Origin of the sequence: Roseibium sp. TrichSKD4 (genome assembly GCF_000148725.1) — a bacterium.
Taxonomy (GTDB): domain Bacteria; phylum Pseudomonadota; class Alphaproteobacteria; order Rhizobiales; family Stappiaceae; genus Roseibium.
Genome location: NZ_GL476311.1, coordinates 298,351 through 323,724 on the forward strand (window position 1 = coordinate 298,351; position 25,374 = coordinate 323,724).

Here is a 25,374-nt window from a genome sequence, read left to right on the forward strand (position 1 = left end):
GGTTAGTCAATGACCGCAAAGTCCGCTCGCCATTCCCAAATCGCCCGGATCCACATCGCCAAGAAGGCGCTTGGGCTGGATGACGACAGCTATTCTGCCATTCTTGCTCGTGTCACGGGCAAAGCGTCATCGGGTGACATGACCGAGCGCGAGCGGCTGGCCGTCATTGAGGAGATGAAGCGTCTGGGCTGGAAGGAACCAGTCAATCAAGGCCGGTTCCGCCAGTCTTCCAACAAACCCTATGTGCGCAAGATGTTTGCCATCGCAAAGTCGCTGGAGACATCCGGCTATTGGCGGCAGCCCTACAAACAGGCGCTTCGATCCCTCGTGAAGAAATTGACGGACCGGGACGATCCGGAGTGGCTTTCCTATCAGGAGGCCGCACCTGTAATCGAAGCCTTGAAGCAGATGGAACGGAGGGCCGCGCAATGACCAAGGCTCCTGTTGCCGTCACCGATCATGCCGTTGTCCGGTTTCTGGAACGTGTCATGGGCATGGACCTGTCGCCGGTGCGCGAGCTGATCCGCCATGAAGCGGAAATTGGTGTGCGCTACAGCGCAAGCGGCGTTCGGCTTCAGGGGATCCGCTACATCTTGCAGGACGGGTCTGTCGTCACCGTTGTCTGCCGCAAACCCAAATCCCAGGAAGAGCTGGACAGGAGGATGGAAGATGTCCGGTAGTTCCCTGTTCCATACGGAAGACATGGCCGACATTGCCGCGATCTGCGGTGATGATGTTGCCCTTGAGCTTCTGGAAAAGCTGCCCGGTGTTGAGGTGAAGATCCCGACACAATGGACAGAAGACAACCCCTTGTCGCGCCTATCGCGCGAAACCGCTGAAACGCTGATTGCGACGTTTCCGGGCGACAAGTTCTACATCCCGACCAAGAAGGGCCGCGCCAGCATTGCCACCGCCAAGCGCATGAAGAAGGAAGGCTTCAAGAACTGCGATATCGCCTTCGAACTCCATGTGTCGGAACGCTATGTCCGCGATCTGGTTCGTGAAGGTCGTGGTGGGCGTAGAGCGCGGGCACGTGTGGTCGATGACCGGCAGATTGATCTGGAAGATTTACTGAACAGGAGCGAAGGCTAATGACTGCCCAACCCCACCGAAAGCCGATCACCGGCCCGTTCATCCTGACGGTCAGTGGCAATTACTTTGACTATGACAATCCGGATCAGTCTGATTTCGGCATTCGTGATATTGCACACGCCTTGTCAAATATCTGCCGGTTCGGCGGTCACTCTCTACGGTTTTACTCCGTTGCCGAGCATTCGGTTCATGTGTCGCGTCTGGTTCCCAAAGAGGATCAGCTTGCCGCTCTTTTGCATGATGCGCCAGAAGCCTTTATCGGCGATATGCCCAAGCCGCTCAAGGAAACCTTGAGCGATTACCAGCGTCTGGAAGAGCGGATTGAAAAGGCCGTCATGGCGCGGTTCGGCATCCCGCTCCCCTTGCCGCAATCGGTCAAGCGGGCTGATGTTCAAATGCTGCGCACCGAGCAGCTTCACATCATGAATAACAATGACGACTGGCATTTCACCTATGGCGAGGAACCTGTCGATCTCGCTGACCTTGGTATCACCGGGCTGGGATTGTCTCCAGATGAGGCCGCGAACCTGTTCATCTGCCGTTACGCGGAGCTGCGTCTGGAGGCAAACGAATACCAGGAGCATTCTGAATGAACCAGTCGATCATCAAGCGTATTCGGGCTCTTCTGGCAAAAGCCTCCAGCACGTCGAGTATTCATGAGGCAGAGGCTTGTTCGGCCAAGGCTCATGAGCTGCTTGCCAAACACAATCTGGCGCTTGCCGATATGGCAGAGGAAGAGGCACCTGACCGGATGGTTTGGGAGACGCCGACCGGTATGCCGGATGCATGGGTTCGGTCTGTATGGTCAGCTGTAGCTGTCGCGTATTTCTGCAAACCGCTTCAGCGCACTGTTGGCAGCAAGAAGACCATCGAGCTGGTCGGCGCACCACACAATGTCGCGGTCAGCATCGAGATGAGCAAGTACCTTGTGACGACAGTCCGCAAGCTTGCGAGAAACTTCTCCAGCAATAGTCGCAGGCAGCGTCAATTTTGCAATGGAGCTGCCGCCAAACTCAGTGTGCGTCTCCATGACATTGCACAGGCCAAGCGCGCTCCGGCAGACGGAGCCAGGACAACATTGCCAGCGGTCTATGACACCGAGAAACGGCTCAATGAAGAACATGTCGCACGGCTGTATGGTGAGCTGACGAGTTCCAGAGCATGGATACCGCGCACAACCTATGCATTCACGGCTGGCGCAATCGCTGCCGGTGAAATCGGCCTAAATGAGCAGGTTTCGAAGCCCGAAGCTGCCTTGCAGCTGACATGAACTGATAACGGCAGAAAGGAAACCACCTTGACCGTACTCAAAAAAGACCCGTCTTGGGCCTGCAGTTATCTTCACAATGGCGGAAGATACAGCGTCACCATCTGCCACAATGATCCTGACCAGCTTTTTGCGCAAATGAGCGCCGTTCTGGACGAGTTTTCGATAGACGGCTGGGCTGCTGGATATGTCACATCCGCTGCTGACCTCGAACAGGGGGTGGAGGAAGCTCAAGCCGAACCAGTTCCTGAAGCATATCGGGAATGGGTTGAGCGCCACCGTCGGAAAGTCAATTGAGGCCGGGTTATGACAGTCGAACCAGACTTGCCATTCATGGCATATGCCCCCGAGCCTGAGCTGATCCCTTATGACGATGATGTCAATTGGACTGGCCTGTTTGATCGGTACGGGCGCAAAATCACACGGCAGCCGGAACCGGTCGGGTTTGTCCCAGCTGGATTCAGGGCGAAAGGAACAAACGCATGACCTTGCCACCTGAACGACTTGGCGACAAAGGCCAGCGCTACGAGGTTCACTGCGTTGGATATCCAGAACGGGCTGACAACATCATCGGCTGGACCGGAACCCGCGAAGGGGCGATTGAGCTGGGTCTTTCGACCCTGAAAGCGCCAAGCGCCTCGATTGTCTACACGCTGGATAGGGAGACCGACGCGATCTTGGATAGAAACATGCGTGGGTAGAGGAACTCAAATGCAAGAAACCGTTTCGATGAATGCCTATCGCTCTGTTCGGGATGAGCGTGACGAGCTTGAATGCAGGGTCCAAGAACTTGAAGCTATTCTGAAAGCCAATTTTTCATTTCCGACGGATTGGAAATTAGGTAGCCTTCAGGCTGATTTGTTGAGGCATTTGATAAGCTGCAATGTGGCCTCTTTTGATAGTATCTCCAGCATTGTTTGCTCGGCTGCAGATGACGTTCCTTGCGAGCGCGCAATCCGCAGTTTGATCGGATTGTTGCGGAAAAGACTGGCACCACTTGGAATACGCATTAAGAACAATCGTGGCGTGGGATGGTGGCTTTCTGATGCCGATAAAGCGAAAATTCGCTCGCTGTCCTCCAAATAGCGGTCGGTACTGAAGAGAACGCAGATCCATCTGATTGGATCTACGGCCGTCAGACATCTGCACCGGAACAGTTCCGGCGCATTTTCCGAGTAAATTCAGCATCCTCGCCTCAACATTTTAATTTGTTGAGGCGTTTTCATGTCGATTGTCCAAACCTTGCGCCAAGGCGGCGGTGAGACCCTTGATATCCAGCCAGCGATTGATGCAGCTGCGCTCAGGATCAGTTGTAGTGCGCTGGTTCTTGGGGCGATAATTCAGGTGGAAAGCGGCGGCAAGGCATATGACAGTCAGGGCCGCCTGATCATCCTTCCCGAACGGCATATCTTCTATCGCAAGCTCCCGAAGGGTCTGCGCGGTCAGGCCATGCGCATGGGGCTGGCCGTCAAGCGCTGGTCTCGTGCGAACTATCGCGGTCTCGGCAAGGCTGGCTCTGATGCCCGCTGGGAGCTGATGGAGGACTTCGCCAAGGTCAATGAGGAGGCTGCGCTGCAATCTGCCAGCTATGGCGGCCCGCAGATCATGGGGTTCAACTACAAGGTCTGCGGGTATGCCAGCGTTACGGATTTCGTGCTGGCCTTTGCTGAAAACAATCTTAACCAGATCGACGCCTTCATCCGGTTTCTGGAACGCTCCGGCCTGTCTCAGGATTTGAGAGAGGCAGATTTCGAGGCGATTGCCCGCCGCTACAATGGTCCGGGTCAGGTCAAACACTATGCGGCATTGATGCGCCGTGCCTATGCCAAACTGGGCGGAGATCAGTCCGACACCCACAAGGATGTCAACCTGCTCAAGCTCGGTTCGGAAGGGTATCGGGTCGAAGCACTGCAAAAGCGGCTTGCCAGCCTTGGCTATACACTGCGCCCCGATGGTGACTTTGGCCCGGCGACCAAACGGGCCGTTGTCGGATTTCAGGTGGATCACGGTTTGACGCCCGATGGTGTTGTCGGACCCAAAACCCAAGAGGCGTTGGAAGCCGCCGTGCCGGTCAACCAGCAGCCGGGATCCAGCCGCGAGGGTTTGACTGTGAAGGATCTGCGCAAGAGCGGGTCGCAGACCGTTAAAAACGCGGACCGTCTAACGCAGATTGGCGCGGCTGTTATCGGAACCAGCGCTGCTGCAACCGGCCTTGAAGAAACCGGCAACGGGGTTTTGGGCGGGCTTGGCGAAGTGACCAACACCCTGCAGGCGATCCGTGCCCAGGTCGAACCACTCCTTGAACTGATTTCCCAGAACCGCTGGATGGCGTTTGCCGCAATTGGTCTGGCTGTTGTGATCATCGCCAATCGGATCAAAGCGCGCCGTCTTGAAGATGCGCGGAACTGGAGGCATCTGGGATGAGCATTCTGGTGAGCCTTGGTGCCCGATTGCTCGGGTTTTTGGGAGGCAGTGCAGCTGATAGGTTTCTGTCTCATCTGGAGCGGCGGGCAGAACTTCAAAATGGGCGCGAACGTCTGAAGACGGAAGTGACGCTGGAGACTATCCGCGCTGAGCTTGCTGCCCGCCAAGCTGCCCGTGACATTGTTCTTGCCGAACAGGGATGGTGGGTCACGGCTTTGATCCGTCCCGCCTTTGCATGGCCGATTGTCATTTGGTCCGGAGCTGTTGTTGCTGACAGCCTGTTTCAGTTTTCGTGGAATGTGGCAGCGCTGCCGTCTCCCTTGTCTGAATGGGCGGGATGGATTGTAGGTGCCTATTTTCTGACCCGTCCGTTTGAAAAGGCTGCGCGCGGGTTTGTAACCAAGGGACAAAAGACCAATGGATGAGGGTCTGAGCTGGGATGCCTTGAAGGGGCTTGCTGTTGCTTTTGCGTTTTTGGTGTCTGTTGGCACCATTGCCATGGGCTACGGCAAATTGCGCTCGCGTGTCGAGGCCAATGAACGCCGGGCGGAGATTGCCGAACGACGGGCCGAGCGGGCGTGTGAGAAAGTCGATGTGGAAGCTGCCAAGCTTGCTGCCTTCCGTGAGCAGGCCGTTCGCGAATTCGTCTCCATAGAAACCCTTGGAGCATTGGAACAGCGGATCATCAGCGCCGTTGACCGCCTTGCTGACCGGCTGGATCGTCTCTTTGAGACCAAGAGTGACGGGTGAGAGCTGAATGGCAAGCGGCGAAGACAAAAAGCGCGAGGCCCGCAAGCAGTTTGTGTTTGAGCGCAAATCGGTTCCGGCTGTCGCGCTCTCCCTCAAACTCTCTGAAAGCACTGTCCGCCGCTGGAAACGGGAGGCCAAGGAAAAAGGCGATGACTGGATGGTCGCCCGGTCCGTTCACACGATTGCCGGTGAAGGGCTCAACAAGATCGTTGCCATGGTGATTGAGGATTTCGTGATCCTTACGCAGGCAACGATTGAGGAGCTGAAACAGGACGGGACCATTGAACCGAAGGACAAGGCAAAGGCGCTTGTCCTTCTGTCCGACAGCATGTCCAAGGCGGTTGCGGCTGCTGGCCGTCTTGCGCCTGATCTCAGTGAACGCGGCATTGCCCTTAGGGTCATGCAGGATCTGATGAGCTTCGTGGCTTCGGAGTTTCCCGAGCATGCGCCCGCCATTCAGGATATTTTTGAACCGTTCAAGGCTTTTCTGATGGAGGCTTATGAATGAGCTTTTTGAAGATCCGCCCGACGCGGAAGATTTCCGACCGGGAATTCAAGGAAGAGCTGGCAAAGGTCTATGAAACCTTCAGCCAGCAGATTGCCCTACAGGTTGATGCCTTCCCGGTAGATGATCAGGCGCGGCGGGAACGCCTGAAGTGTGTTCGCGACCCTGAGACCGGCTACCGGTATTTTGCAGAAACCTACTTCCCGCATTATCTGACTTCTGCCCCGAGCCGCCTTCACCAGACCCTATATGAGGTTCTGCCCGAGATCGTTCGAAGCAAGCAAGGCAAACGGGAGCTGGTGATTGCCCCGCGCGGATCGGCCAAGTCCACGCACTGTTCGCTGATGTTCCCGCTCTGGTGCATTGTCACCGGGCGCAAACATTACATCACGCTGTTCATGGATGCCTTTGAACAGGCTGCTGTCATGATTGAGGCGCTGAAGGCGGAACTGACGGCCAACCCGCGTCTTCGGTATGACTTCCCGGACGTGTTTGGCGAGGGGCGCATGTGGCGCGAGGGCGTCATTGTCACCCGCAACAACGTCAAGGTGGAAGGCTTTGGCACGGGCAAGAAGGTCCGTGGCCGTCGCCACGGGGCACACCGGCCTGATCTTGCCATCTTTGATGATGTGGAGAACGACGAAAACGTCCAGAACCCCAAACAGCGCAACAAGCTGGAAAACTGGATCCTGAAGGCCGCGCTCAAGCTTGGCCCGCCGGATGGCTCCATGGATGTGTTCTTTGCCGGAACGGTTCTGCACCATGATGCGGTGATTGTCCGTTTTGCAAAACGTCCCGGCTGGAGCGTTCGCGAGTTCCGCGCCATTCTGACATGGCCAGACCGGATGGACCTTTGGGATCGCTGGGAAGAAGCCTATCTCAATGATGGCGAGGTGGAAGCGGAGGCCTTTTATTCTGCACACCGATCAGAAATGGATGCGGGCGCAGTTCTGAACTGGCCGGAAGTGCATTCGCTTTACCGGCTGATGCTTGAAAGAGCGGCAAGCCATGCCGCCTTTGAAAGCGAATATCAGAACAACCCGATTGACGAGGATAATCCGTTCCAGGACTTGATCTGGTGGGTACAGGTCAAACGGGAGTGGTTGTTCTTCGGGGCGATTGACCCCTCGCTCGGCAAGAAGAACCGCAACCGGGACCCGTCCGCCATCCTGATCGGTGGGTATGACCGGGCGAATAATGTCCTTGACGTGGTAGAGGCGTCGATCCGCCGCCGTCTGCCTGACATGATCATAGCGGATGCAATTGCCTTCCAGCGTGATTACCGCTGCCAGCTCTGGTTTGTCGAAGCGGTCCAGTTCCAGGAGCTTTTGCGCACGGACCTCATGAAGGAAGCGGCACGGCTGGGACTGGCCATGCCCTGTATCCCGATCAGTCCGATTGCCGACAAGGAGCTGCGGATCGAGCGGCTGCAGCCTCCGGTCCATGCTGGCCTGATCCGCTTCCACCGATCCCAAAAGGTTTTGCTCGATCAGCTGCAGCAATGGCCGAACGGCGATCACGATGATGGGCCGGACTGTCTGGAAATGCTCTGGACGCACACGCTCGAAAAGGCAGGCAGTTCCTTGTTGTCATCCACGGTTTCTGCCGGGCCGCTCCGGGGCCAGTCCTTTGAAGGATACAGGTTATGAGTTCGAAAAAAGGAAAGAAAAAAGGTCGCACGATCAATCCGACTTCGGACAGCAAGCTGATTGCCACGGTCGAAAACGACATCACCATTCCAAAATACTCGGATGCCCTGAAGCTTGGGGATCCAACAATTACCGCCAAGGGCGAAGATAAGGGTCTGAAGCTTTATGACGAAGTATTGCGTGATGGCCGAATTCGATCTGTGTTCAACAAGCGCCTTGGAAAGGTTACACGACGGGAATGGGTGGTCCGCCCTGGTGGGGAACGTCCCGTTGACATCAAGGCTGCGGAAGAAATCGAGCGGATCCTGAAAGGCCTGCCTTTTGACGCGATTTGCAAGTCGTTGCTCGGAGCGATCATGAAGGGGTTCGCTATCTCCGAGATCCTGTGGGATCGCACGGAGGATGGTTTGATCGCGCCGGTAGGTATCAAATCCCACAATCCCTCCCGTTTTGTCTTCGACAAGGACTGGAATCCGCGTCTTCTCACGCAAGACGACATGAAGGAAGGGGTGCAGCTCCCTGTGCGGAAGTTCATTGTTCACCGCTTTGATGCAGAAGGGAACAATGCTTACGGGCTGGGCCTTGGCTCAACCTTGTTCTGGCACGTACTCTTCAAGCGGGAAGGTGTTGCGTTCTGGATGAAGTTCATGGACAAGTTCGCAGCTCCCATTCCCTTTGCCCGTTATCCGTCCGGCACACCAAAGCCGGAGCAGGATGCGCTTTACAATCTTCTGGTCAATATGGTGCAGCGCGGTGCGATCATTGCGCCTCTTGGCACGGAGATTGAGTTTTTGGAGGCAACGCGCGCCGGAGACGCTGGCTTTGAGAGCTGGTGTCGGTATTGGGATGAGCAAAGCGCTGAAGTTGTTCTTGGCGGCAATCTGACAACCGGAGCGAAGGGACAGGGCTCGCGGGCAGCTTCCCAGACCCATGCCGATGAGGCGGATGCAATTGTTGATGATGATGCAGACCAGCTGTCGGCCACATTGAATGACACGTTGATCCGTTGGATCTGCGATGCGAACTGGAGCGATGCAGTGCCGCCAACCGTTTGGCGGCCCCGCCCAAGGAATGAAGCTGAAGAAGTAGAGCTTGGGCGAAAGCGTTACTGGAAACAGCAGTCGGCAATCAGGGTGCTTGAAGCTGTTCGGCTTCAGGGATATGAGCCGGAAAATCTGGAAGAATGGCTTGGAGAGGCGCTGGAAACCCCTGTTGTGCAGGCCAAGCTTCCGTTGCCAGCGGCAACACCTGCCAAATCCGGTGCGGAAGATGCAAGTTTTGCAGAAAGCTCGGGCCCGGTAGATTTTCTAACGGACCAACTGGCCGAGCTTGCCAGTGATCCAACTGAAGACTGGCTTGAGCAAATCCGTCAAAAGCTGTCGGGTGCATCCAGTTTTGCAGAAGCCTCCAAGGGGCTGCTGGAGCTTTATCCGGATCTTGATATCGACCCGATGGGCAATGTGCTTGGCGATGCCTTTGCGCTTTCGGAGCTGATCGGCAGGTCCGATGTTTTTGACGAGACAGGCATCTATCCCGCACAGCCAAAAGGCTCAAAAAAAAAGACCTGAAGCGGGCAGCTAGCGATTTTGCAGACGATAGCGGTTCGCTTGCCGATGCCATTTCTTTCCATCGCCAGAAAATCCGCCTGCCGACCGAGACCTGGGCGGACCTTCTTCATCATGCCCATGATCGCGGATTTGTGGTTGCGGGGGCAAAGAAAGACGCTCTACTGGAAGATTTCCAGAAGGCGATAGATGATGCGATTGCCAAAGGCATGCCGTTTAAAGGCTGGCTGGACAAGAACGATGTCTATCATCCGGGATTTCTGGATCGCTTTGACGAGATCGTCAAACGCCATGGCTGGTCCTACAAGGGAGGCCGCGAATGGCGGGCACGGGTCATCTACGAGACCAACCTGAAATCAGCCTATGCCGCTGGCCGTTACAAGCAGATGACGGACCCGGATGTCCTGAAGGTCTATCCCTATTGGCAGTATGTCCACGGGCTTCGACGTGTTCCTGATAGCCCCCGCGAAGAACATGAAGCATGGGACGGCTTGATCCTTCGGGCCGATGATCCGTGGTGGGAGACCTATTATCCTCCCAATGGCTGGAAGTGTGGCTGTGGTGTCAGGCCGATCTCAAAACGCAAACTTAAAAAACTCGGCAAATCGGAACCTGATCCGTCTCCTGTGATCGAGACTGAAGAGCGCCGGGATCCGGGCACGGATGAATGGATCCGCTATCCCAAGGGTGTCGATATGGGCTGGGCCTATGCGCCGGGCCGCACATGGGCTGACGGGCTTGTGCCACGGGAGCTACAAAAGCCGCTGGGTCAGCAGATGGAGTTGCCGGGATTGGAGCGGCTGCCAGCCTTGCGAAACTTTGCCAAGCCGGTCACGGCTCCTCTTCTCGACAAGGGGTTGCCGGAAGAGGGCTATGTCCGGGCGTTCCTGACCAGGTTCGATGCCGACATTGACGACCCGGCCCTGTTCCGCGACAAGGCGGGTCATGTGATCGTGGTGTCGGATGATCTCTTCAAGACACCGGCAGGCAAGTCCAAGCTTCTGGTTGATGATCCACGTGGAGAGCGTGTCAACACAAGCCGGGCAGCTGCACTGGCGCAGTTGGCAGAGGCGTTAAAGGATCCCGACGAGATCTGGATTGACTGGGAATGGCATAAGGACCGGAAAAGATGGTTCCTGAAACGTCGCTACCTACGGGCCTCTCCTGACCTTGCCGGTTTGGTTGTCTTTGAATGGTCACAGGCCGGATGGCGCGGCACAACGGCCTATAACGCCGAGACAGGCAAAAAGGCCAAACGCAAACCGAACTTCAATCAGCTGGAAACGTGGCGACATGGAGCGTTGCTTTATCGTCGCCGAGTAGAGGAACCTGAAAATGAAAAAGGCAGCTGATGCGACGCTGCCTTGTTGGGCACCAAGTGGAGGCCTCGCACCGGCCCGGCAACCCAACGTCATTAATATAGGCCCTGTGAGAGGAAAATTCAAATGCTGAGCTTCCGCTTTGATGGCAGTCATATGGACAAGGAGCTGCGGGCGCTGATCGACAAGTTCGAAGATACGGCGACTGCCCACAAGATCATTGGCCTGACGCTCTATGACCAGACGGTGGACCGGTTTGAGAACGAGACGGCTCCAGATGGGTCAAAATGGGAGCCGCTCAGCGCGCTCACCTTGTCGCTTCGCCGCAACGCACAAGGTATCTTGCGGGACAAGGGAGATCTCTTTGCCAGCATCCACCACACCCATAATGCGTCCCGTGCCGAAGTCGGTACCAATCTCAATCACCCGAAGGTCTGGGTCATGCAGAACGGGGCAACCATCCGGCCAAGGCGGGCAAAGGCGCTTCGGGTTCCAAATCCGGGTGGGCCGGTCTTCCTTCAAGTCGCGGTTATACCGGCGCGGCCCTATATCGGGATTGGCATCGGAGATGAAGAGGCTGTTCGCGATGCGTTGATCGAATGGCTTTCGCATGAAAATTAATTAATTTGCACGATATTTCTATTTTATGCATATTATGAACATAACGTGTTTTGAAGGGGGTTCGATATGGCTTTCCGAGCTGATGAAGCTGCAAATCATGGATTTGAGCGCGTAAAAAAATATTTGATACCGAGGTCGCTTACTGCTTCGGAGCGTTCTGAGCTTGAGATTGCGCTATTGGATATAGTCGATAAGGTCGGGCCAGTTGTTGACGGCTACCCGACATGGCATCCGCTGGTTTCAAATCATAATGATCGGCAGCCAGAAACATGGCCCAATGAGAGGTGTGGCTACCGCGGACTCGACCACACCGTTTGCTTTATGAACGGATTTCTCACTTGTCCCTATGGCAACGGTCAGCAAGTGCTCGATAGCGTTTTAAGTTTACCTGCTCATCCGCGTGCTGAAATTACAGCCGAGCGATTGGAAGTTCCATTCTACAACGAAGGAGTGACGCCGATATTGGTTCGATGTGAATGGCTATCCCCCCTCACGAGAGACAACATGATACCGAAGCCACTGGCAGTACCATTGATGCTTGAAAAAGAGTTGCCAGTTTGGAGGTGGGCAGATCGAGCGGAGCGGTGGGAGGTTATGCGCCCTTATTTACTTGGGTCGCCCCATGGTGCGAGGTCTTCTCTTTTTGTGGATCAGGAAACGGCGCTGGCAATAAAAAAATGTTATCTCAGCATGGTTGAAAGCGGGATGTTCGGCCCGCTGAAAATGAGTTAAAATCGCATCTTCCAAAAAACGCCCACAGGCGTGATTTACCCCTTGTCTGGTATGTTGCCCCTGAAATTTCCGGCACGGGGCGTTAAGGGCGCGTTAGAAACCGTTTGCGCGCCGGTTTGATCCCGTGCTTGATATGTCCTGCTCGCTCTGGCAGTGATTCCACCGTGGTTGATGCAATACCAACCATCTTGCAGTCAGGTGTGAGCTGGACATATCGATCATCGCCTTGACCGCGTCGGAACAGTTCCGGCGCGTTTTTTTGTTTGCCGCGCCATGGTGGCTTCAACATTGATCTTGTTGGAGCGCCAGCGTGCCGAAACCAGCTGCCCAAAAACCGAAGAAAAGCGAGAGCGAACCGACCACGCGCCGGATCGAGGTGTTCCGTCCAGGAACATTCACAGCAATGAATGGTGTGTCATTTACGGCAACGGATGAGGATCTGGCCGGGCTGGCTGCGCGCTATGATGCAACGTCCAGCCCGGCTCCGGTTGTCATTGGTCACCCCAAAACGGACACGCCTGCCTATGGCTGGGTGGAGTCCTTTTCATGGGACGAGGATAGTGAGCGCCTGATTGCCGAGATTGGTGAGCTGGAACCGCAGTTTGCCGAAGCGGTGTCTGAAGGGCGCTACAAGAAGATTTCCATGTCCTTCCATATGCCGGGGTCAACGTCAAACCCGGCAGGCGATGCGCTTTACCCAAAGCATGTCGGTTTTCTGGGAGGGGCGGCTCCTGCGGTTCCCGGTTTGCAGCCGGTCTCCTTTGAGGGTTCGGACGATGACACTGTCACGGTGGAGCTGTCGGAATTTGCCGAACCGGCCTTGAAAGATGTTGCAACGCTGTTTCGCAAGTTCCGCGAATGGCTGATTGACGAGCGCGGTGTTGAGACCGCCGACCAGGTCGTTCCCGATTTTTACATCCGCTGGATCGATGACGCGGGCGATGAGCCTGCTGCCCTGGACCCATCATCCAGTTTTTCTGATCCAATTTCTTCAAACGAGGACCCAATCATGCCCCGTTCCCTTCTGCGCGGCAAACGTTCCAAACCGCAGCCTGCCCAGTCTCCATCTGAACTCCCGGAAGATGATGCCGCCTTTGCCGACCGGGAAGCGCAGCTGTCTGCCCGCGAACAGGAGCTGGCGGATCGCGAGGCGGCCCTTGCCCATGCCGACCATGTGGCCTTCGCTGAAACTCTGGTGAGTGATGCGAAAATGCCAAGTGGCAATGTCCCGCGTGTTGTGGCGCTTCTCGACTGTCTGTCGGCCATGGAACCAGAAGAGGTCTCTTTTGCCGATGGCGATAAGAAGATCGTCACCGAGCCGCTGCAGCTGATGAAGGATCTGCTCAAGTCCCAGCCCAAGCTGGTTGAGTTTGGCGAGACGGAACTGGGCGAGGAACCGGCTGGCGAGGCCGATCCATCAACCCTTGCCGCTGAAGCGCTCGCCTTCCAGGCATCGCAGAAGGAGGCGGGGGTTGAGATCTCCATTTCCGATGCGGTCACGCATGTCGAACAAAAGCGCGGGATCGGCAAGTAGCCCTCCATCTGGGTCAAGGCGCGCGGGTTTGAGGTTCTGCGTACCGCGCTTCCCTTGATCCTTGGTACCGCAGTTATTCACGAGGAAGATTTGCCATGCAGCATGTTGGCCTGATCAAGAACTTCACCGCCGAAGGGCTGATTGAAAAACGCCGCCTTGTCACTTTTGGCGTCAAGGAAGGCCATGTGGCCCGTGCGGGCGCTGGAGCCAAGCTCCTTGGCACCACGGCCATTCGCGGTGCCTCCGGCGCGGATGTTCGTGTTGATGTCTGTCTCGATGGCATCCGGGAGATCGAATTCGGCGGGGTGGTTGCCTATGGCGATCCGCTGACCAGCGATGCTGAAGGGCGCGCCATCAAGGCGGAACCTGCGGGCGGCGTCACCGTTCCTGTCATCGGTACGGCGCTGGATGCGGGCGGTGTCGGTGTCATTGGCCATGTGCTGATCCGGCCCGGTCACATCACCGGCTAACGGCTAAACCGGTTCCATTTCCCTTTTCTTCAAGGACACGTTTTCCATGTCTACTGCAACTGACCAGTTTACCGAGAGTGCCAGCCTGAGTGCGGTGGCGATTGCCTATCGCAATCCGGATTACAGCCTGATTGCCGATGAGGTTCTGCCACGTGTTCCGGTTCCAGGCGAAGCCTTCAAGTACAATGTGTATGACGAGGCCGAAGCCTTCACCTTGCCCGATACACGGGTTGGCCGTCGCTCTGCTCCCAACCAGGTCGAACTGGAAGGAACCCAGAAGGACGGTTCTACGGAAGAGTTCGGGATTGATATCCCGCTCGACAACAAGACGATCTCGGAAGCCAAGCGCAACAAGTATGACCCGGAAAAGCGGGCAACGGAGCGGGCGACCGACATTGTTCTTCTCGACCGGGAGAAGCGTACCGCCGATCTCGTTAAGAACCCGGCCAACTATCATCCGGATCATGTGGAGACACTTTCGGGAACGGATTTGTTCGATGATCCCGATAGCGACCCGATCACGATCATTGAAGACCTGATGGCGACCTGCTGGCAGCGTCCGAACCAGATCACGTTTGGATTTGCGGCTTGGCGCAGCCTTCGCAAACACCCGAAAGTAATGAAGGCCATTCACGCCAATTCCGGCGATCAGGGCCGGGCGACCCGTGATCAGATTGCCGAGCTTCTGGAGGTCAAACGGGTTCTTGTCGGGGAGAGCCGGGTCAACATCAAGCGACCGGGCGAGAATGCGGTTCTGGCACGGGTCTGGGACAACATTGTTGCAGGCCAGTTCATCAACCGCTCTGCAGACACCAATGGCGGCATCACGTTCGGCTTTACGGCCCAAAACGGCACCAAGGTGGCCGGAACACTTCCCGCCAATATGGGCCTTCGCGGCGGCAAGCTGGTGCGCTCTGGCGAAGAGGTGAAGGAGTTCATCGTTGCCCGCCGGGCCGGGTTCCTGATCCAGAACGCCACGAGCGGCTAACACCCGCCCGATTGATCACTTCTAACGGGCAGTGATGCTTGCTGCCCGGTCACCCTAAATCCTTGGTGGAGTTCAACAATGCCAGAGAATGTCCCTGAGAAAAAGACTTACCCGGTCATCGCCGCTGTTCGCCATGACGGTGTTCGCTATGCGCCGGATGATCCTGATCGCAACACGATCTCGCTGAGTGCAAAGGAAGCCGAGGTGCTTTTGAAGCTGAAGGCGATTGGTCCGGAAAAGGCTGATGAGGCTAAAGACGCCAGTACAGCTGATCCGGATGCTGATGATGACAACGGCAACGACACGAACCCGCCTGCGCCGGAAGGCGACGAGCGGAAAGCCACCATCAAGGCCGCATTCGAGAAGCTCGATCCGGATCGCGACTTTACCCAAGCGGGCAAACCGAAGGTGAAGGCCATTGAGAGCGCGGTCGGCTTTGACGTGAACGGCGATGAGGTTGCGGCTCTCTGGGAAGAGGCACGGCCAACCCCAACGGACGCCTGATCTGACTTGATCCGTCATCCGACCTGAGTACGTCGCAAAAAGGCTTTTCTCGAACTGGAGTTTGAAGGTTTTCATGACTGACCCTGCCATCCTTCCTGCCAGCAGCATCCTTGGCCGCTATCTGACGATTGCAGGTCTTGTTGCGCTCTTTGGCGAAGAGAACCTTCTCAAGCTGGCTGGCATTGGCGGGTTCAACAGCGCGTCCGGCCGGGTTCTGGATGAGACCAAGCTGCAGGCGCAGATTGACCGGGCACAAAGCCTGATTGATGGCTATGTGCTGGGCCGTTTTCCGGGGCTTAGATCCCTGACCTGTGAGACCATGCCTGCAAGCCTGAAAGGCGCTGCCGGAGATCTGGTCATCTATTGGCTTCGCGACCGGGTGGGCGACAAGGGCAATGTCGATGACGTTGTGCAGACCCGCTACCGGGAGGCCATCCGCTGGCTGGAAGGCATTCGTGACGGCAAGACGGATTTTGGGGCATCGGTTCCGGCCCTGACGCCAGAAACAGGTGTGGCCAACAGCATTCAGGGTTCTTTCCCGGAAAGCCGTGCCGAGACCATTTTGGAGGGGTACTGATGCCAAATTCTTCCAGTACATCTGGTCCCTCAAACCTTCCAGATACCAATATCATCCGGGCCATTGAGGATGGGCTTGTCGAGCAGCTGAAGCGGTATCTTCCGTCCGAGTTCTACATCAGTCCGTTTCCAGCCGAGATCAAAAACTTTGATCAGGCTCAGATGAACGCGGCAGCGCTCGTTCATTTTGCCGGATCGCGATATGCGGCAACCTCGGAGATGAACCATGCGCGCCAGACGCGGGAGCTGCGCTATGCGGTGATCCTTTATCTCTCCGGGGAGTTTGGCGGCACGCAAGGCTACCGGATTTTGGAGAAGGTTCGCCTTGCCCTTCAAAACTACATGGTTGCCGGGGCAACGCCCATTCGCCTGATCAGCGATCAGCTGGCAGAGCAGCAGGCAGGCCAATGGGTCTGGCAGGTGGATATTGCCTGTTCGGTTCCATCTGTTGCCGGGCATCAATCGCCGCCGCGCCCGATGATTGGTCAAAACCATCCCTTTAACCGGTTCAAACAGGAAGAGGCTTGATCTGATGCCAGAGTCTGCACCAGCGCCAGAGCTGCATATTCGCACCTTCAAATACACAGGCCCTGTCCAGTCCATTGCCCTTCAGGCAAAGGGTGCGGATGGCGAGTTGGTCGTGTTTTTTGAAGAAACGCTCCATCCGGGGAAGTCCTATCCACTTGCCTGCGGACACCCGATTGTCGAGGGCCTCAAAGCCCTCAAGCTCCTGACTGTGGAGGATTGAGCCAATGACAAGTTCAGAGCGCTATTTTGGGCCAGAGGTCGTTGATGTCGATGAGGGCGGCGCGTTTGTCCGTGAGCTGAAGGCGGCAACAGCCTTCATCATCGGTACGGCTCCCATTCATGAAATTCATGAGGGGGCGGATGCGCAGGCTCCTTACATCAACACCAGGGTGCTGATCCGTCGCCGGTCGGACATCACAAAATTCTTCGGCCCTCACCGGGACGGCTATACGTTGCCGCAGAAACTGGACGCCATGTTCAAGAAGGCCAAGACAAAGGGCATCGGCACGGTCTGCGTTGTGAATGTGTTCAATCCGCAGGTTCACAAGGATGGCGACGGCAATCCCGATCCGTCACAGGTGACGGCCCTTGATATCATCGGGGTCTTTGATGCTGCCGGTCGCCCGTCCGGCCTCAAACATGCCTATGCCTGTTATCAGTCCTTTGGCTGGTTCCCGAAGATCATGCTGGCACCGGGCTTTGATGCCATGACGGGCGTTCGCGCGGAAATGGAAGTCATCGCCAATCGGATCCGCGCCCGTTATCTTCTGGATGCCCCGTTTGGCGTCACGCCGCAGCAGGTGGTCGAGGCACGTGGCCCGAATGGCAGCTTCAACTTCCAGACCAATCACACGCGGGCGGTTGGATGCTGGCCGCATATGGAAATGGTCAATCTGGATGAGACATCCGACAATGCGGGCAAAGCGGTTCCCGATCAATATTCGGCGCATTTAGCCGGGATTTGGCTGATGACGGTGATGGAGTATGGCTATCACCATTCTCCGTCCAACCGCCCGATTACCGGTATCGAAGATGCCGCGCAGGATGTTCTCTATATTCCCGGCGATGCAACATCCGATGTTCAGCAGCTGCGCAGTGTCGGTGTGGTGACGTGCGAAGAGCGGTTTGGCAAGGGGCCTCATACGTCTGGCAACCGCGCGCTTGCCTATCCGACTGTCACCGACATGCGCAACTTCCTGCATGTGCAGTTCATTGAGGACGTGATGGATGAAGCCATCCTTCATTATCTCGATGAATGGAAGGACCGCAACGCCAATCCAGCTTCGCTGGAGAAGGTTGAGGATGGCATTAATGCTTGGGGTCTGGGCAAGACAACAGGCCGCGACCCTGTGCTTTATGACTTCCGCTTCAAGTTCAATCGCAAAAAGACCACCAGCCAGAGCGTTGCCGATGGCTGGCTCTACTGGACGCTGGATTATGCGCCGGTTGGCCTCATGGAGCGGCTGACGGTTGAGCGGTCGATCAACATCAACATGATCGGCAATGCCCTTGGTCTGGCAACATTAGAAGACCCGAACGCCGGTTGATTTTTCTAACGCACTGGCCGGGCCTGATGGTCCGGCATCTAACGGAGTGACCCCAAATGGCTGACTACAAGCGCTACGGTCAGATCGTGAATGCCGAATGTTACCTTGAGGACAACAGCCTTGTGGGTATCGTGAAGGAGTTCAAGATCCCGAAGATCGAATGGAAGACGGTCGATATCGAAACCCTTGGTCAGGTTGCTGTCTACAAGGCACCGACACGGGTGATGGAAGCCTTGACCGGGTCCATGACGTTCCAGTTTATCGAGCCGGAGATCGCCGCGCAGGTTTATAACCCGGCCAAGGCGCTTCGCTTCCAGCTCCATCAGTATGTGGATGTAAACGGGCCGGACGGTTTTGATCTGGAAAATTCCTACACGTTGATCACTCTTGTGTCGCTTAGGTTCTTCGGAGCCGAGTTTGGCGGAACGAAGCTTGGTGATCTGGAAGAGCAGGAAACCGAGTTCACCTGCCACCGGCTGCTTCAGCGTGTTCATGATAGTGACAAGACGCTTTTGGAAGTTGATGTGTTTGCCAACACGGTTCGGAACTCTTCCGGCGAGTTCTGGCGTCGGTAAGGCAATACTTCAGACCAGCGATGAATGGCCCTGTGAGCTGAAACTCGCAGGGTTTTCTTTTTTGGTTTGATGGAGCCTCGACATGCCGAATGAATTTCCGACTTCTGCCCCCGTTCAACCTGCCAATCCGGTCCCGGCGGATCCGGGTTCTGCCCCGCAGCCCGCTATCGGACACTCTGCCGATATCAGTCAGCCAGCCCGATCCGTTCCGTCTGTCGCAGCTGCTCAGGAACCGTCTGAACCGCCTGCACAAGCGGGTGTGGTCAATCGGCTTAAAGCCTATCGCGATCAGCATTCCGGCTCTGACACTTTCCCGCTTCCTGAAACCGGTGTTGTCGTTTCCCTGCCAAAGTTCCGCAGTCATGGTGCGTGGTCGTCCTGTTTGCGGATGGCGAAAAACAACATCCAGAAGGCGCAGGTCCTTTATATCTGCAAGGTGGTCACCTTCGACGGCGAAAAGCTGACCGCCGCCGATTATGACAAATACATTCCGCTTGAAGACAGCATGGAGCTGCTATCGCGCATGTTCGGCGGGACTGGCGATGAAGAAGATCATATCGAGGGAGATCAGCTTGAGGGGGAGCTTCAGGAGACGGCGTAACCGTCTCCACCCTTGAATGCCACACCTACCTCGTGAACCGGGGCTGGTCGTCTGACTGGCTCGACCAGCTCCCGGAAGTCGAATTCCTCGTCATTTATGAGCAGCAGATCGCCTTTGACGAGGCGCGGGCTGAAGCCAAGCGCAAGGCGTATGAAAAGGCGGGTCGATGAGCGATTTTACTGTTTCCGGCGATGTGACCGTTACGCATGTTAGACCCAAGTCGAAACCGGCTCCATTCTGGTTCGGAGTATTTGTCGGCCTGACCGTCAGCGCAGTTGCCGATTTGACCGATCTTCACATCTGCTTTGGTCAGTGCGACGGCAAGGACTGGTCGCTCCTTGGTCTCTATGAGACGCCACTTCCCAAAAAGACCGACCGTCTGCCCCTTCAAAAAGTCCCAGAAAAATGACCATGCGCCTTGGTGTTGTTGCGGAGTTTACCGACCGTGCGTCAAAGCGCATGGCGAAGATGCTGCGCTTCAACAAGAAAATGGAGAAGATCCAGAAAGGTCAGGAACGCCTTGTCAAAACCCAAGTCAAGGATTGGGACAAGGTAACGCGGGCAACCGGGCGAAGCTCCCGATCCATGGGCAGCCTTCAGCGAATGATGCAAGGCGTTGCAAATGCCGGTCAAAGCATGTCTCGCGGTGTTGTGACCTTCATCGGTCACATTGGCCGGGCCATAGCCCGCGTTAATTCCTTGCGAAAGTCTCTCGATCTTGCAGGCCGTTCACGGGCGCTCGTCAATCGCGGTGCCGGGCTGGCTGCAGGCGGTGCTGGCAAGATTGCACGCGGCGCTGTTGTTACAGGCGGAATTGCTGCCGGGGTGACGGCGACAGCTGGGGCGGCGGCCAGTACCGTGATTGGTCCCGCAGCCCAAGTCGAAAACTACATGGTTCAGCTGGAAAGTCTGGAAGGATCTTCGGCCAAGGCTGAAAAGGCCATGGCGTGGATTACGGATTTTGCCACCCGCACCCCTTTGGAATTGCCGGATGTCATTGAGAGTTACCGCCAACTCAAGACATTTGGCATTGATCCGACCAATGGCTCCATGCAGGCCCTTGTTGATACCATGGCCATGTCAGGTGGCGGGGCAGAACAGCTAAGCGGCATTGTTCTGGCTGTCGGACAGGCATGGACCAAGGGCAAGCTTCAGGGCGAAGAGGCTTTGCAGCTTCTGGAACGCGGCGTTCCGGTTTGGGATTTGCTTACAAAAGCCACCGGGAAATCAGCGGCCCAGCTTCAGGAACTTGGGTCCAAGGGCAAGCTTGGCCGGGACGTGATTGCCAAGCTCGTGGAGCTGATGGGCGAGCGGGCTGTCGGGGCTTCGGAGAAGATGTCCCAAACATGGGGCGGCATGATGTCGAACCTGTCGGATCACTGGTTCCAGTTCCGATTGATGATTGCAGATGCTGGCGTTTTTGACTGGGCAAAGGACAAGCTTCAGGGGTTTTTGGAGACAATCAACCAGATGAAGGCTGATGGCAGCCTTTTGAAACTGGCTGAAGAAATCTCCCAAAATATCATCACCACCTTGTCGGCCATGTGGGAATTCGGTAAGGGGCTCTGGGGTGTCCTTCAGGAACTTGGCGGCTGGCTCAAGTTTGCGGCAGATGCTCTTGGTGGCTGGAATAATCTGGCCATGGTGTTCGTGGCTCTTCCCTTTATCTCGACTTTGGCCGGTATTGTGACCGGGATCGCCCAGCTGGGGGCAGGTCTTGCGATGATTGCGACCGGGCTGGCGGGATTGTCCTTACCCGTTCTTGCCGTGATTGCTGTGGTGATGGCGCTTGGGGCAGCAGCATGGTGGATTTACAACAATTGGGATCAGGTTGTCAGCTGGCTGGCAAGCGCTTGGGACTGGATTGTGCAAAAGGCACAAGCTGCCTGGGAGACGCTCAAAACCGTATTTGCATGGCATCCCCTGGTGATGATCATCAACAACTGGTCGGAGATTTCTGATTGGTTCTCGAATTATTGGACCAAGCTGAAGGCTGAGGTGCTTGCCGGGTGGGAGGCCGTGAAGGGTGTCTTTGGCGGTGATATTGAATGGCCATCTTTGCCGGAAATCTCGCTCCCGGATTTTGAGACCGTAAAACAGGTGGTCAAGGCCTTCTTTGGCTTTGGTTGGATCCCGACTGTGAGCTGGCCATCCTTGCCGAAGGTGTCTGTGCCGGACTTTGCCGACATCAAACAGGCGGCCACCGTATTCTTTTCGTATAGCTGGTTGCCTGCCTTGAAATGGCCGGGCCTGCCGAAACTGGAGTTCCCTGATCTCACCACGATCAAACAGACCCTGATCGACTTCTTCTCGCTGGACTGGCTGCCGGATTGGGAATGGCCGGAAATCCCACTGCCGGATCTGCCCGACATTGGCGGTTTGATCTCTGAGACGGCTGCAACGGCAAGCAATGCCTGGAACAGTTTGACGGGTATTTTCTCCGATGAGGATCCGATCAGCATTGCTGCGCGTGATCCGGCCTCCATTGAGCGGGCGACGCATGCGACCAACCAGCTACAGAAGGCAATTGGCAATCTGGCAACTGCCGATGCCTCGCCCGCGCTTGGCAAACTGAATGCCATTCGCGAAGTTGCCACTGGTCTGCCCGATCTGATGTCCAATGTGGTGAACCGTGTAAGTCACATTCTGGCCGGGATCGACTTCACCTATCACGGTCAGCGCATGATTGAGACGATAGCAGCTGGCATGCGGGCACGGGCGCACCGGCTGGTGGAAGAAATCCGAAACGTGACACAGGCGGTTCGCGATCATCTGCCGTCTTCGCCTGCCAAGGTCGGCCCGCTCTCCGATATTCACCGGCTCAAATTCTCCGAGACCATGGCGCAGTCGATCCGGCCAGCCCCGCTGGTCCGGGCCATGAAACGGGCCGCAGCGGCAACGTTGGCGGCAGCCACCTTGGCCGGGCCTATGGTCGCCGGGCCATCTCTGGCGGCAGCAGCTCCGAAAGAGCTTCGCCCGAGCAGTGCTCTTGTGGGTAGGCCTTCTGGAGTTTCCGCATCCAGTTCGGCTTCGAAGACAGGTAGCGGTACCACGATCCATTTTGCGCCGGTCATCACGATTGGAGTTGGCGGTGAAAACCTGAAAGAGCAGGTCATGGAAGCCCTGGAAGAGTTCCTTCCCGAGCTTGCTGCCAAGTTGCAATCGGTGCAGGGCGAAAACGAACGGCTGGAGTTCTAACGATGTTGTTTGCACATTTGGGCGATCTTCAGCTTGGGGTCTCAAACGTCATGTCCGGCCCGACAGAGTCTGACGAGCAGCTGGAGAACTCCCTTCAGGAACATAAAGTCGTGCGGGGCAAGCCGATCCCGCAGGACGGTGGTGAAGAACTGGACCGGCGCTCCTTCTCGTTTTTCTTCGATGAGTGCTTTTGTGATCCGCAAGTTGAATACACCAAGCTGCTGGCCGCGCGTTCCAGCAGGTCTGCCTTGCCGCTTGTCTTCGGCAATGGGGCCTATCTCGGCAAACGCTACTGGGTGAAATCAGTTAGCGTCTCTCACAAGAAGACCACGGAAAGCGGACGGCTGGTTCGCCTTGAAGCCTCCATTGATCTCATTGAGGTGCCGGGCGGCGCGCTCTCCATCGGCGGTGTTGGCCTTGCCTCCGCTGCCCGCGCCTTGATTAATCCGTTTACGAGGAAGAGCTGAATAAAAAAAGAGGCTCCGAGCAGTCCACTTGCCCGAAGCCTTACGAAGTTAGTTCCCGAGTGTTTCGGACTAGGAATGCCCAGTCCGCCGCTATCAAGTGTACTTATAGTGTTCTTGTAATCGGCGCAATTCTGTGAATTTAACCGCTGTAAATATACGAAACTGTCAATATCGACCATGTTTTTACTGATGAGAGAAGATGGAGCAAGGAAGTTCTCAAATGCAACGATCTGAATTTCTTGAGCACATCACCGGGCCGGGCGAACGGTGGGATACGATTGCCTATCGCTATTACAATGACGCGGAGAAGATGAACATCCTCATTGAGGCGAACCGGGATCTGTTTCTGGATGATCTCGCTCCTATTCCCGCCATTCTACCGTCCGGCCTGACGTTGCGCATTCCGGTGATCGAACAGACCGGCGTGGATGAGGCCTTGCTGCCGCCATGGAAACGCGGCAAGACGGGAGCGTAATCTCATGACCGGGTTGCCGAAGCCTTTCGTCTCACTTCTCGTCAACGGCGTTGATGTAGGGTCTGCACTTGCGCCGTTCCTTCTGGACTTCACCTGGACGGATAATCTCCATGGCAAGGCCGATGAGGTTTGCGGGCGCATGCGCGATGACCTTGGTCTTTGGCGCGGAGCATGGCGACCGGAACAGGGCGACATTATCGAAGTGCCGGCACTTGGCTACGAGGGCGGGCTTTTTGTGCCGGTCGGCTCGTTCCAAGTTGATATTCCAAAGGCTTCCGGATCTAGGGCTAAAGAGATCATCGAGTTCAAAGCAACGTCTGCCTTCCCGGAAAAGGATCAGCGCACCCAAAAATCCAAAAGCTATCAGGAGACGGATCTCAAGAAGATCATCAATGAGGTGGCCGGGCGACTTGGGTACTCGGTCTCGGGCGAGATCGAGCCGGTTTCCTTCAAGGTCAAGAAACAGCGCCGGGAGCGGGATCTTGCCTTCATCAAGCGCCTTGCCGAGGACTACGGCTACTTCGTCTCTGTGAAAGATAGAGAGATTGTTTTCTACAAGCGCGAGGATCTGGAGGCCCAAGGCCCGGTTCGGACCATCGACATTGTGGATGGCTCCACGCTGATCTCCTGGTCGGCTGAAGAAAACAACAAGCAGGTCTATTCGAAGGCGAAGGTCTCCTATCTCGATCCGGACAAGAAAGCGCTCATTGAAGGTGAAGTCCAGGACCTTGGCGCAAAGTCCGGCGATACCCTGAAAATTGATGAGCGGGTTGAAGATGAGGGGCAGGCCAAAAAGCTCGCCAAGTGCCGCCTTGCCAAGGCCAATGAAAACCGCGCCACCGCAAAGCTCACTCTGGTGGGCGATCCGCTTTTGATGGCCGGTCAGGTCATTCAGCTCGGCCTCACATTCGGGAAATACGCGGGCAAGTACCTTGTTCATGTGGCGACCCACAAGATTGCCCGTGCCAGTTACACAACATCGCTGGAGCTGAAACGTGTCGAATAGGACCATTGATAGCGGCAAGAACTCGCCCTACCGGCGGGGGACGGTGATCGAGCGCGATCCTGCGCGGGGCAAGGTGAAGGTCAAGCTACATGAAGAGGATGGCGACACATCCTTCTGGCAACATGTCAACCAGCTGGGTACGGGCAAGAACAAGTTCTACCGGATGCCAGATATTGGCGATCAGGTCACCTGTCTCATGGACTGGGACGGGGAAGACGGCGTCGTCATAGGAGCCATCTGGTCAGAAGGTGATGCGCCGCCGACCGGAGATGGCGACACGCTTCACATCAGCCTTGCGTCCGGTGTGACCATCATCGCTAATCAAGCCACCGGCGATGTCAGTGTCGCCGGTGCGAAGACCGTTTCCGTGCAGGCAACGGCCATCACGCTGGAAGCCGCTGATATCTCAATCAAGGGCAAGGTCGCGATTGAAGGGGCAACGCTCACGCACAATGGCAAGAATGTGGGTGATACCCATGGGCATGTGACTGCCCCACCGGGGCCTCCCGGGCCGCCGGTGGGGTAAACCGTATAAGGATTAGGCTCTCTTCTTGCCCGTATATTCACATCCATATTTGGATGTGTACTCCTTAGACAGTGCCATCATGTTGATGGGACCAGTTCGATCAAACGGGTAGGTTGAAAGTATAATCTTGTCCATATCGAATTCATTTCGCGTGTCCAGCGCACTGAAAACATGCTGGCAAACGGTATCTTGGGAAGTTCCCCTTTGGTAAGGATAACTGGGTTTGAAAAGCTGTATCGGAGGATCAATTAATTTCATGTCCGAGAACTGTAGGAACTCTGCGGAGTACAATGAGGACATGAATTCATCGCTGTGCACCCAATTTTTCATTATTGACCATGTGCACTCAGTAATCGGGGTCCCGTATTCAATGCAATGCTTCCAGTCACACAGAAAACCCACTCCGAGAATTCGCTTCGCATTCAAACTTCTGAATGCCAGAAAATGAGAGGTGA

General features: G+C 56.1%; 35 protein-coding genes. All 35 read left to right on the forward strand.

Annotated features, from left to right (window positions below):
• Window positions 1-9 precede the first annotated feature (9 nt).
• The 35 genes from TRICHSKD4_RS09945 to TRICHSKD4_RS28080 all read left to right on the forward strand — a co-directional run bounded on the left by TRICHSKD4_RS09945 (window position 10) and on the right by TRICHSKD4_RS28080 (window position 24,919).
• Window positions 10-432, forward strand: coding sequence for a regulatory protein GemA (locus tag TRICHSKD4_RS09945; protein WP_009759055.1), 423 nt, complete (start codon window positions 10-12; stop codon window positions 430-432).
• Window positions 429-680: a hypothetical protein gene (locus TRICHSKD4_RS09950; RefSeq protein ID WP_009759056.1), complete on the forward strand. Its 252-nt coding sequence runs from the start codon at window positions 429-431 to the stop codon at window positions 678-680. Before TRICHSKD4_RS09945 ends, TRICHSKD4_RS09950 begins: the two co-directional genes overlap by 4 nt.
• A complete protein-coding gene (locus TRICHSKD4_RS09955; protein WP_009759057.1) occupies window positions 670-1,092 on the forward strand; it encodes a hypothetical protein in 423 nt (140 codons plus the stop codon). The genes TRICHSKD4_RS09950 and TRICHSKD4_RS09955 overlap by 11 nt, the downstream gene beginning before the upstream one ends.
• On the forward strand, window positions 1,092-1,685 hold the full coding sequence (locus tag TRICHSKD4_RS09960) for a YfbR-like 5'-deoxynucleotidase (protein ID WP_009759058.1): 594 nt from the start codon (window positions 1,092-1,094) through the stop codon (window positions 1,683-1,685). The genes TRICHSKD4_RS09955 and TRICHSKD4_RS09960 overlap by 1 nt, the downstream gene beginning before the upstream one ends.
• Window positions 1,682-2,362 (forward strand): DUF2786 domain-containing protein, encoded by a 681-nt coding sequence (locus TRICHSKD4_RS09965; RefSeq protein WP_009759059.1) that lies wholly within the window; start codon window positions 1,682-1,684, stop codon window positions 2,360-2,362. The genes TRICHSKD4_RS09960 and TRICHSKD4_RS09965 overlap by 4 nt, the downstream gene beginning before the upstream one ends.
• 27 nt (window positions 2,363-2,389) lie before the next feature.
• The gene (locus TRICHSKD4_RS09970) at window positions 2,390-2,656 is read left to right on the forward strand and encodes a hypothetical protein (RefSeq protein WP_009759060.1); all 267 of its coding nucleotides are present in this window, start codon (window positions 2,390-2,392) and stop codon (window positions 2,654-2,656) included.
• A gap of 9 nt (window positions 2,657-2,665) precedes the next feature.
• Window positions 2,666-2,845, forward strand: a complete 180-nt coding sequence (locus tag TRICHSKD4_RS09975) for a hypothetical protein (protein WP_009759061.1) — start codon at window positions 2,666-2,668, stop codon at window positions 2,843-2,845.
• Window positions 2,842-3,060, forward strand: coding sequence for a hypothetical protein (locus tag TRICHSKD4_RS09980; protein WP_009759062.1), 219 nt, complete (start codon window positions 2,842-2,844; stop codon window positions 3,058-3,060). The genes TRICHSKD4_RS09975 and TRICHSKD4_RS09980 overlap by 4 nt, the downstream gene beginning before the upstream one ends.
• A 10-nt stretch (window positions 3,061-3,070) precedes the next feature.
• Window positions 3,071-3,445 (forward strand): helix-turn-helix domain-containing protein, encoded by a 375-nt coding sequence (locus tag TRICHSKD4_RS09985; RefSeq protein ID WP_009759063.1) that lies wholly within the window; start codon window positions 3,071-3,073, stop codon window positions 3,443-3,445.
• A 138-nt stretch (window positions 3,446-3,583) separates the two neighbouring features.
• A complete protein-coding gene (locus TRICHSKD4_RS09990; protein ID WP_009759064.1) occupies window positions 3,584-4,783 on the forward strand; it encodes an N-acetylmuramidase domain-containing protein in 1,200 nt (399 codons plus the stop codon).
• The gene (locus tag TRICHSKD4_RS09995; RefSeq protein ID WP_009759065.1) at window positions 4,780-5,208 is read left to right on the forward strand and encodes a hypothetical protein; all 429 of its coding nucleotides are present in this window, start codon (window positions 4,780-4,782) and stop codon (window positions 5,206-5,208) included. Before TRICHSKD4_RS09990 ends, TRICHSKD4_RS09995 begins: the two co-directional genes overlap by 4 nt.
• Window positions 5,201-5,533 carry a hypothetical protein gene (locus TRICHSKD4_RS10000; RefSeq protein ID WP_009759066.1) on the forward strand — a complete coding sequence of 111 codons (333 nt, stop codon included), beginning with the start codon at window positions 5,201-5,203 and terminating at the stop codon, window positions 5,531-5,533. The genes TRICHSKD4_RS09995 and TRICHSKD4_RS10000 overlap by 8 nt, the downstream gene beginning before the upstream one ends.
• Before the next feature lie 7 nt (window positions 5,534-5,540).
• The gene (locus tag TRICHSKD4_RS10005) at window positions 5,541-6,041 is read left to right on the forward strand and encodes a DUF1804 family protein (protein ID WP_009759067.1); all 501 of its coding nucleotides are present in this window, start codon (window positions 5,541-5,543) and stop codon (window positions 6,039-6,041) included.
• On the forward strand, window positions 6,038-7,687 hold the full coding sequence (gene terL / locus TRICHSKD4_RS10010; RefSeq protein WP_009759068.1) for a phage terminase large subunit: 1,650 nt from the start codon (window positions 6,038-6,040) through the stop codon (window positions 7,685-7,687). Before TRICHSKD4_RS10005 ends, terL begins: the two co-directional genes overlap by 4 nt.
• Entirely contained in the window at window positions 7,684-9,255 is a 1,572-nt protein-coding gene (locus TRICHSKD4_RS10015) for a DUF935 domain-containing protein (RefSeq protein ID WP_009759069.1), read from the forward strand. The genes terL and TRICHSKD4_RS10015 overlap by 4 nt, the downstream gene beginning before the upstream one ends.
• A 131-nt stretch (window positions 9,256-9,386) precedes the next feature.
• Complete coding sequence (locus tag TRICHSKD4_RS10020; RefSeq protein ID WP_009759070.1) at window positions 9,387-10,604, forward strand: PBECR2 nuclease fold domain-containing protein; 1,218 nt, start codon at window positions 9,387-9,389, stop codon at window positions 10,602-10,604.
• Between the two features lie 93 nt (window positions 10,605-10,697).
• The gene (locus TRICHSKD4_RS10025) at window positions 10,698-11,192 is read left to right on the forward strand and encodes a phage virion morphogenesis protein (RefSeq protein WP_009759071.1); all 495 of its coding nucleotides are present in this window, start codon (window positions 10,698-10,700) and stop codon (window positions 11,190-11,192) included.
• 66 nt (window positions 11,193-11,258) lie between these two features.
• Window positions 11,259-11,924: a hypothetical protein gene (locus TRICHSKD4_RS10030; RefSeq protein ID WP_009759072.1), complete on the forward strand. Its 666-nt coding sequence runs from the start codon at window positions 11,259-11,261 to the stop codon at window positions 11,922-11,924.
• Window positions 11,925-12,234: 310 nt separating this feature from the next.
• Window positions 12,235-13,458 carry a hypothetical protein gene (locus TRICHSKD4_RS10040; RefSeq protein WP_009759074.1) on the forward strand — a complete coding sequence of 408 codons (1,224 nt, stop codon included), beginning with the start codon at window positions 12,235-12,237 and terminating at the stop codon, window positions 13,456-13,458.
• 95 nt (window positions 13,459-13,553) lie between these two features.
• Window positions 13,554-13,928 (forward strand): capsid cement protein, encoded by a 375-nt coding sequence (locus TRICHSKD4_RS10045; RefSeq protein ID WP_009759075.1) that lies wholly within the window; start codon window positions 13,554-13,556, stop codon window positions 13,926-13,928.
• Between the two features lie 46 nt (window positions 13,929-13,974).
• A complete protein-coding gene (locus tag TRICHSKD4_RS10050; RefSeq protein ID WP_009759076.1) occupies window positions 13,975-14,916 on the forward strand; it encodes a hypothetical protein in 942 nt (313 codons plus the stop codon).
• Window positions 14,917-14,994: 78 nt separating this feature from the next.
• Entirely contained in the window at window positions 14,995-15,420 is a 426-nt protein-coding gene (locus tag TRICHSKD4_RS10055; RefSeq protein ID WP_009759077.1) for a hypothetical protein, read from the forward strand.
• Window positions 15,421-15,493: 73 nt separating this feature from the next.
• On the forward strand, window positions 15,494-15,997 hold the full coding sequence (locus tag TRICHSKD4_RS10060) for a DUF1320 domain-containing protein (RefSeq protein ID WP_009759078.1): 504 nt from the start codon (window positions 15,494-15,496) through the stop codon (window positions 15,995-15,997).
• A complete protein-coding gene (locus TRICHSKD4_RS10065) occupies window positions 15,997-16,524 on the forward strand; it encodes a Gp37 family protein (protein WP_009759079.1) in 528 nt (175 codons plus the stop codon). The genes TRICHSKD4_RS10060 and TRICHSKD4_RS10065 overlap by 1 nt, the downstream gene beginning before the upstream one ends.
• Window positions 16,525-16,528: 4 nt before the next feature.
• Window positions 16,529-16,744 (forward strand): hypothetical protein, encoded by a 216-nt coding sequence (locus TRICHSKD4_RS10070; protein WP_009759080.1) that lies wholly within the window; start codon window positions 16,529-16,531, stop codon window positions 16,742-16,744.
• 4 nt (window positions 16,745-16,748) lie between these two features.
• On the forward strand, window positions 16,749-18,071 hold the full coding sequence (locus tag TRICHSKD4_RS10075) for a tail protein (RefSeq protein ID WP_009759081.1): 1,323 nt from the start codon (window positions 16,749-16,751) through the stop codon (window positions 18,069-18,071).
• A gap of 56 nt (window positions 18,072-18,127) precedes the next feature.
• Window positions 18,128-18,646 carry a phage major tail tube protein gene (locus tag TRICHSKD4_RS10080; RefSeq protein WP_009759082.1) on the forward strand — a complete coding sequence of 173 codons (519 nt, stop codon included), beginning with the start codon at window positions 18,128-18,130 and terminating at the stop codon, window positions 18,644-18,646.
• 82 nt (window positions 18,647-18,728) lie between these two features.
• Complete coding sequence (locus TRICHSKD4_RS28070; RefSeq protein ID WP_009759083.1) at window positions 18,729-19,247, forward strand: hypothetical protein; 519 nt, start codon at window positions 18,729-18,731, stop codon at window positions 19,245-19,247.
• 32 nt (window positions 19,248-19,279) lie between these two features.
• Window positions 19,280-19,417 (forward strand): hypothetical protein, encoded by a 138-nt coding sequence (locus tag TRICHSKD4_RS30695; protein ID WP_009759084.1) that lies wholly within the window; start codon window positions 19,280-19,282, stop codon window positions 19,415-19,417.
• Complete coding sequence (locus TRICHSKD4_RS10090) at window positions 19,414-19,656, forward strand: hypothetical protein (protein WP_040616619.1); 243 nt, start codon at window positions 19,414-19,416, stop codon at window positions 19,654-19,656. The genes TRICHSKD4_RS30695 and TRICHSKD4_RS10090 overlap by 4 nt, the downstream gene beginning before the upstream one ends.
• Window positions 19,653-22,445, forward strand: coding sequence for a tape measure protein (locus TRICHSKD4_RS28075; RefSeq protein WP_009759085.1), 2,793 nt, complete (start codon window positions 19,653-19,655; stop codon window positions 22,443-22,445). The genes TRICHSKD4_RS10090 and TRICHSKD4_RS28075 overlap by 4 nt, the downstream gene beginning before the upstream one ends.
• A 2-nt stretch (window positions 22,446-22,447) precedes the next feature.
• Window positions 22,448-22,912: a phage tail protein gene (locus TRICHSKD4_RS10100; RefSeq protein WP_009759086.1), complete on the forward strand. Its 465-nt coding sequence runs from the start codon at window positions 22,448-22,450 to the stop codon at window positions 22,910-22,912.
• A 220-nt stretch (window positions 22,913-23,132) separates the two neighbouring features.
• The gene (locus tag TRICHSKD4_RS10105) at window positions 23,133-23,387 is read left to right on the forward strand and encodes a tail protein X (RefSeq protein WP_040616706.1); all 255 of its coding nucleotides are present in this window, start codon (window positions 23,133-23,135) and stop codon (window positions 23,385-23,387) included.
• 4 nt (window positions 23,388-23,391) lie between these two features.
• A complete protein-coding gene (locus TRICHSKD4_RS10110) occupies window positions 23,392-24,393 on the forward strand; it encodes a phage late control D family protein (protein WP_009759088.1) in 1,002 nt (333 codons plus the stop codon).
• Complete coding sequence (locus TRICHSKD4_RS28080) at window positions 24,383-24,919, forward strand: phage baseplate assembly protein V (RefSeq protein ID WP_009759089.1); 537 nt, start codon at window positions 24,383-24,385, stop codon at window positions 24,917-24,919. Before TRICHSKD4_RS10110 ends, TRICHSKD4_RS28080 begins: the two co-directional genes overlap by 11 nt.
• Window positions 24,920-25,374 lie beyond the last annotated feature (455 nt).

Excerpts from the sequence above, each read along its gene's own strand:
- TRICHSKD4_RS10110 (WP_009759088.1), top strand. The coding sequence starts at position 23,392 with ATGACCGGGTTGCCGAAGCCTTTCGTCTCACTTCTCGTCAACGGCGTT.
- TRICHSKD4_RS10065 (WP_009759079.1), top strand. The coding sequence starts at position 15,997 with ATGCCAAATTCTTCCAGTACATCTGGTCCCTCAAACCTTCCAGATACC.
- TRICHSKD4_RS10105 (WP_040616706.1), top strand. The coding sequence starts at position 23,133 with ATGCAACGATCTGAATTTCTTGAGCACATCACCGGGCCGGGCGAACGG.
- terL (WP_009759068.1), top strand. The coding sequence starts at position 6,038 with ATGAGCTTTTTGAAGATCCGCCCGACGCGGAAGATTTCCGACCGGGAA.
- TRICHSKD4_RS10070 (WP_009759080.1), top strand. The coding sequence starts at position 16,529 with ATGCCAGAGTCTGCACCAGCGCCAGAGCTGCATATTCGCACCTTCAAA.
- TRICHSKD4_RS10090 (WP_040616619.1), top strand. The coding sequence starts at position 19,414 with ATGAGCGATTTTACTGTTTCCGGCGATGTGACCGTTACGCATGTTAGA.
- TRICHSKD4_RS09990 (WP_009759064.1), top strand. The coding sequence starts at position 3,584 with ATGTCGATTGTCCAAACCTTGCGCCAAGGCGGCGGTGAGACCCTTGAT.
- TRICHSKD4_RS10015 (WP_009759069.1), top strand. The coding sequence starts at position 7,684 with ATGAGTTCGAAAAAAGGAAAGAAAAAAGGTCGCACGATCAATCCGACT.
- TRICHSKD4_RS09980 (WP_009759062.1), top strand. The coding sequence starts at position 2,842 with ATGACCTTGCCACCTGAACGACTTGGCGACAAAGGCCAGCGCTACGAG.
- TRICHSKD4_RS10000 (WP_009759066.1), top strand. The coding sequence starts at position 5,201 with ATGGATGAGGGTCTGAGCTGGGATGCCTTGAAGGGGCTTGCTGTTGCT.
- TRICHSKD4_RS10080 (WP_009759082.1), top strand. The coding sequence starts at position 18,128 with ATGGCTGACTACAAGCGCTACGGTCAGATCGTGAATGCCGAATGTTAC.
- TRICHSKD4_RS10050 (WP_009759076.1), top strand. The coding sequence starts at position 13,975 with ATGTCTACTGCAACTGACCAGTTTACCGAGAGTGCCAGCCTGAGTGCG.
- TRICHSKD4_RS10055 (WP_009759077.1), top strand. The coding sequence starts at position 14,995 with ATGCCAGAGAATGTCCCTGAGAAAAAGACTTACCCGGTCATCGCCGCT.
- TRICHSKD4_RS10005 (WP_009759067.1), top strand. The coding sequence starts at position 5,541 with ATGGCAAGCGGCGAAGACAAAAAGCGCGAGGCCCGCAAGCAGTTTGTG.
- TRICHSKD4_RS10075 (WP_009759081.1), top strand. The coding sequence starts at position 16,749 with ATGACAAGTTCAGAGCGCTATTTTGGGCCAGAGGTCGTTGATGTCGAT.
- TRICHSKD4_RS10030 (WP_009759072.1), top strand. The coding sequence starts at position 11,259 with ATGGCTTTCCGAGCTGATGAAGCTGCAAATCATGGATTTGAGCGCGTA.
- TRICHSKD4_RS28075 (WP_009759085.1), top strand. The coding sequence starts at position 19,653 with ATGACCATGCGCCTTGGTGTTGTTGCGGAGTTTACCGACCGTGCGTCA.
- TRICHSKD4_RS09965 (WP_009759059.1), top strand. The coding sequence starts at position 1,682 with ATGAACCAGTCGATCATCAAGCGTATTCGGGCTCTTCTGGCAAAAGCC.
- TRICHSKD4_RS10100 (WP_009759086.1), top strand. The coding sequence starts at position 22,448 with ATGTTGTTTGCACATTTGGGCGATCTTCAGCTTGGGGTCTCAAACGTC.
- TRICHSKD4_RS09950 (WP_009759056.1), top strand. The coding sequence starts at position 429 with ATGACCAAGGCTCCTGTTGCCGTCACCGATCATGCCGTTGTCCGGTTT.
- TRICHSKD4_RS28070 (WP_009759083.1), top strand. The coding sequence starts at position 18,729 with ATGCCGAATGAATTTCCGACTTCTGCCCCCGTTCAACCTGCCAATCCG.
- TRICHSKD4_RS09955 (WP_009759057.1), top strand. The coding sequence starts at position 670 with ATGTCCGGTAGTTCCCTGTTCCATACGGAAGACATGGCCGACATTGCC.
- TRICHSKD4_RS09975 (WP_009759061.1), top strand. The coding sequence starts at position 2,666 with ATGACAGTCGAACCAGACTTGCCATTCATGGCATATGCCCCCGAGCCT.
- TRICHSKD4_RS10060 (WP_009759078.1), top strand. The coding sequence starts at position 15,494 with ATGACTGACCCTGCCATCCTTCCTGCCAGCAGCATCCTTGGCCGCTAT.
- TRICHSKD4_RS09995 (WP_009759065.1), top strand. The coding sequence starts at position 4,780 with ATGAGCATTCTGGTGAGCCTTGGTGCCCGATTGCTCGGGTTTTTGGGA.
- TRICHSKD4_RS10045 (WP_009759075.1), top strand. The coding sequence starts at position 13,554 with ATGCAGCATGTTGGCCTGATCAAGAACTTCACCGCCGAAGGGCTGATT.
- TRICHSKD4_RS09985 (WP_009759063.1), top strand. The coding sequence starts at position 3,071 with ATGCAAGAAACCGTTTCGATGAATGCCTATCGCTCTGTTCGGGATGAG.
- TRICHSKD4_RS10025 (WP_009759071.1), top strand. The coding sequence starts at position 10,698 with ATGCTGAGCTTCCGCTTTGATGGCAGTCATATGGACAAGGAGCTGCGG.
- TRICHSKD4_RS09945 (WP_009759055.1), top strand. The coding sequence starts at position 10 with ATGACCGCAAAGTCCGCTCGCCATTCCCAAATCGCCCGGATCCACATC.
- TRICHSKD4_RS09960 (WP_009759058.1), top strand. The coding sequence starts at position 1,092 with ATGACTGCCCAACCCCACCGAAAGCCGATCACCGGCCCGTTCATCCTG.